This window comes from Streptomyces atriruber, from assembly GCF_001418325.1.
In the GTDB taxonomy this organism is placed as follows: Bacteria; Actinomycetota; Actinomycetes; order Streptomycetales; family Streptomycetaceae; genus Streptomyces; species Streptomyces atriruber.
Window position 1 is genome coordinate 1 of record NZ_LIPN01000543.1, and the last position, 4,041, is coordinate 4,041.

Annotated in this window: 4 protein-coding genes; all 4 read left to right on the forward strand. The window is 70.7% G+C overall.

Annotated elements, in window-relative coordinates; all coding sequences use genetic code 11:
- The first annotated feature begins 21 nt into the window (after positions 1–21).
- Positions 22–414, forward strand: coding sequence for a TadE/TadG family type IV pilus assembly protein (locus tag AOK03_RS37975; RefSeq protein ID WP_425264449.1), 393 nt, complete (start codon positions 22–24; stop codon positions 412–414).
- A 97-nt stretch (positions 415–511) separates the two neighbouring features.
- Positions 512–1,849: a TadA family conjugal transfer-associated ATPase gene (locus tag AOK03_RS37980; RefSeq protein WP_055569919.1), complete on the forward strand. Its 1,338-nt coding sequence runs from the start codon at positions 512–514 to the stop codon at positions 1,847–1,849.
- A complete protein-coding gene (locus tag AOK03_RS37985) occupies positions 1,846–2,793 on the forward strand; it encodes a type II secretion system F family protein (protein WP_055569920.1) in 948 nt (315 codons plus the stop codon). Before AOK03_RS37980 ends, AOK03_RS37985 begins: the two co-directional genes overlap by 4 nt.
- Positions 2,794–2,805: 12 nt before the next feature.
- Positions 2,806–3,696: a DUF5936 domain-containing protein gene (locus AOK03_RS37990; RefSeq protein WP_279616364.1), complete on the forward strand. Its 891-nt coding sequence runs from the start codon at positions 2,806–2,808 to the stop codon at positions 3,694–3,696.
- The last annotated feature ends 345 nt before the right edge of the window (positions 3,697–4,041 follow it).

The window sequence follows — 4,041 nt, forward strand, 5'->3', positions numbered from 1 at the left end:
GGCCAAGGAGGGGGAGGACGGGTGAGCCGGTCCAGGGCCCGGTCCGGGCGCCGTCGCCGCCGGTGGGGCGACCGGGGCGTCTCCATGCTGGAGTTCGCCGGATTCCTGCCGATCCTGCTGCTCATCGGCCTCGCCGCGATCCAGCTCGGCCTGGTCGGCTACGCGGCCAATCAGGCGGGCTCCGGCGCCCGGGCCGCGGCCCGCGCGGCCTCGCAGGGCGACTCCGGGGAGGCGGCGGGCGCGGCCGCCATGGACGGCGGCCTGACCGCGTCCGTCGGCGTCAGCAAGGGCGGCGCCACGACGACCGCCACCGTGGAGGTCCAGGTCCCGACGCTGCTCCCCTTCGTGGACACGGACTGGAGCGTGACGAAGGAGGCCACGATGCCGAACGACGACGCGGCCGACGCCGACTGACCCGACCCGCGACCGCCCCCCCGGTACGCCCCGACCGTGAACCCTCGTACGACCGCACCGCGAACCCTCGTACACCCGAAGGAGGTTGAAGGACGACATGAGTCTGCGCGACCGCGTGGCCCCGACCCACCAGACCGAGCCGAGCCGCGACGACGGCCTCGTCGCCGTCTACCGCTCCAAGCTCCTGGAGGAGATCGACCTCGCCGAGATGTCGTCGCTCACGGCCGCGGACCGCCGCGTCCGCCTGGAGCGCGTGCTCGGCCACATCATCAGCCGCGAAGGCCCCGTCCTCTCCACCTCCGAGCGTGCCCAGCTGATCCGCCGCGTCGTCGACGAGGCCCTCGGACTCGGCGTGCTCGAACCGCTCCTCGCCGACACCTCCATCACGGAGATCATGGTCAACGGCCCCGACTCGATCTTCGTGGAGCGCGCGGGCCGCGTCGAACAGCTCCCCCTCCGCTTCGCCTCGAACGACCAGCTGATGCAGACGATCGAACGCATCGTCTCGACCGTCAACCGCCGCGTCGACGAGTCGAACCCCATGGTCGACGCCCGACTGCCCACCGGCGAACGCGTCAACGTGATCATCCCGCCGCTCGCTCTGACCGGCGCCACCCTCACCATCCGCCGCTTCCCGCGCGCCTACACGCTCCCCGAACTCATCGGCCTCGGCTCGCTCGACGAACACATGCTGATGCTGCTCTCCGCGTTCGTGCGCGCCCGCTTCAACCTCATCGTCAGCGGCGGTACGGGCACCGGCAAGACGACCCTGCTCAACGCCCTGTCGGGGTTGATCCCGGCCCACGAACGCATCATCACCATCGAGGACTCGGCGGAGCTCCAGCTCCAGCAGGACCATGTGATCCGCCTCGAATCCCGGCCGCCCAACGTCGAGGGCAAAGGCCAGATCACCATCCGCGATCTGGTCAGGAACTCCCTGCGCATGCGCCCCGACCGCATCATCGTCGGCGAGGTCCGCGGCGGCGAGACCCTCGACATGCTCCAGGCCATGTCCACCGGCCACGACGGCTCGCTCGCCACCGTCCACGCCAACACGGCGGAGGACGCGCTGATGCGGCTGCAGACCCTCGGCTCCATGTCGGAGGTCCAGATCCCCTTCGAGGCGCTGAAGGACCAGATCAACTCGGCCGTCGACGTCGTCATCCAGCTCGCCCGGCACGGCGACGGCTCCCGCAAGGTCGCCGAGATCGTGCTGCTCGTCTCCCACGGCCGCCAGCAGTTCCGCATCGTGCCGGTCTCCCGCTTCGTGCCGCGGCCGCTCGGCGCCGACCGCGTCGTGCACGGCTACTTCGAGCATCTGCCGCTGCCGCGCGAGATCGCCGACAAGCTGTATGTCGCCAACGAACCGGTGCCGCCCGCGTTCGGTGTGGCGGAGGCCGTCGACGTACTGAACACGAGGGAAGCGATCGGATGAACGACCCCGCCCTCCTCGCCCTGGGCGCCACCGTCCTGACGGGCACGCTCGCCGTCGCGGGCGTCCACACGTACGCGTCGGGCCGGGCGCAGCGCCAGGCCCTGGTGGACCGTCTCGCGCTCGGCCCCGGCACGGGGGACGGCGGCCCGCCCGCCCGCTCCCGCCGCTTCGCCGCCGTCGACCGCCGTCTGCGCCGCACCCGCCTGGGCCGGGCGATCCACCTGCGCCTGTCCTCGACGGGGCTCGACCTCACGGCCGGGGAGTTCTTCACCTACGTCGTCGCGGTCGTCGCGGGCCTCTGGCTGGTCGCGGCCGCGACCCTTGCCCCCTTCTTCGGCCCGATCGCGGGCGGCGTCGCGGTGTGGGGCGCGGCGGCCTTCCTCAACTGGCAGCGCCAGAAGCGCATCGAGGCCTTCATCAACCAACTCCCCGACGTGGCCCGCATCCTGGCCAACGCGACGGCGGCGGGCCTGGCCCTGCGCACGTCCCTGGCGATGGCGGCGGAAGAGCTAGAGGCCCCCGCGGGAGAGGAACTGTCGCACGTGGCGGACCAGTTGACCATGGGCCGCTCCATCGACGACACGCTCGGCGAACTCGCCGACCGCCTCCCGTCCCGCGAACTGATAGTCCTCGTCACGACCCTCGTCCTGTCCAACAAGGCGGGCGGCACGGTGGTCAACTCCCTGCGCAACCTCACCCAGACCCTGGAGGACAGGAAGGAGACGCGGCGCGAGGTCCGCACGATGCTGTCGGAGGTCCACGCGACGGCCTTCACGGTCCCGCTGCTCGGCCTCGGCTCCCTGCTCCTGATCAACTCCTCGAACGAGGGGGCGCTGGAACGGGTCACGGGTTCACCGCTGGGCCAGACGCTGATCCTGATCTCACTGGGCCTGTACGGCGTCGGCTTCTTCGTGATCCGACGCCTCGGCAAGATCGAAGTCTAGGAGGGAGTGACCGTGCTGAGCCTGCTCCTCGCGGCCGTGATGGGCCTCGCCGTGGCCGGCGTCTGTCAGGGGATCCGCATGTACCGCGCGGACGCCAAGCTGCCCTCCGACCTGGCCGTGGCCCTGGAGGTCGGCGCGACCCGCGTCTCGGTGGCGGGTTCGGCGGTGGACCGCCTCGGCATGCGCTTCGCGCCCGCGGTCCTGCGCCTGATGGGCCCGAAACGCGTCGACGCCAAGCGCCGCAGGATCGACATGGCGGGCAACCCGGGCGGCCTGACGATAGACCGCTACGCGGCACGGCGAGCGGTCTACGGCGTCTTCGGCCTGGTCCTCGGCCTCGTCTTCCTCACCAACGGCTCCCCGCTCTTCGGCCTGCTCACGCTCGCCTTCGGGGCGGTCGCGGCGGACGCGCTGATCTGGCAGGCGATCCGCGAACGCCGCGAGGTCATCGACCGCACGCTGCCCGACTTCCTGGACGTCCTCGCGGTCGTCGTCTCGGCGGGCCTCGGCTTCCGCCAGGCGCTGGACCGGGTCGCCGAGCGGTACGAGGGTCCGTGGGCGGACGAACTCCGCATCACCCTGCGCCAGATGGACATGGGCGTCAGCCGCCGCCAGGCCTTCGACGACCTGCGCCGCCGCAACGCGTCGGAGCAGGTCGCCCAGTTCGTCTCCGCACTCCAGCAGGGAGAGGAGCTGGGCTCCCCGATCGCGGACACGCTGATCCAGCTGGCCACGGACATGCGCCGCACGGACGCGCAGAACTCCCGCCGCAGGGCGGCGAAGACGATCCCCAAGGCGACGATGGTGACCCTGGTCTTCATGCTCCCGGCCACGATGATCCTGATCGCCTCGGGCATGTTCCTGGGCTCCGGCTCCGACTTCGGCTCGATCCTGGGCCGTTGACCCGATCCCGGGCGGTTGAGAAGAACGACTTCGCGAAAGCTCTTCGCGGATGCAACTCGATGTGGGACAGTCAGGGCTGAGTTCACGGTTCGCGTGAGGGGACTTCGTGCATGGTGATCTCAACGAGGGGGAAGAGAACCCGCCAACTTGCGGTTCGGGCACCCCGGATACCGCTTGCGTTGCGCAGAGTTGCTGCCGATGCACGCCGTGTGGCGTACGTTGCCTCTGACCACAAAGGGCGCGGTATCGGGTGGGAGAGAAGGGGCCGTCGTGCTGAAGGAACGCGTGCTCAGAGTCTGGGTCGACTGGACGGTCTCCGTGACGTCCCGGGTCCGGGGGAGGGAC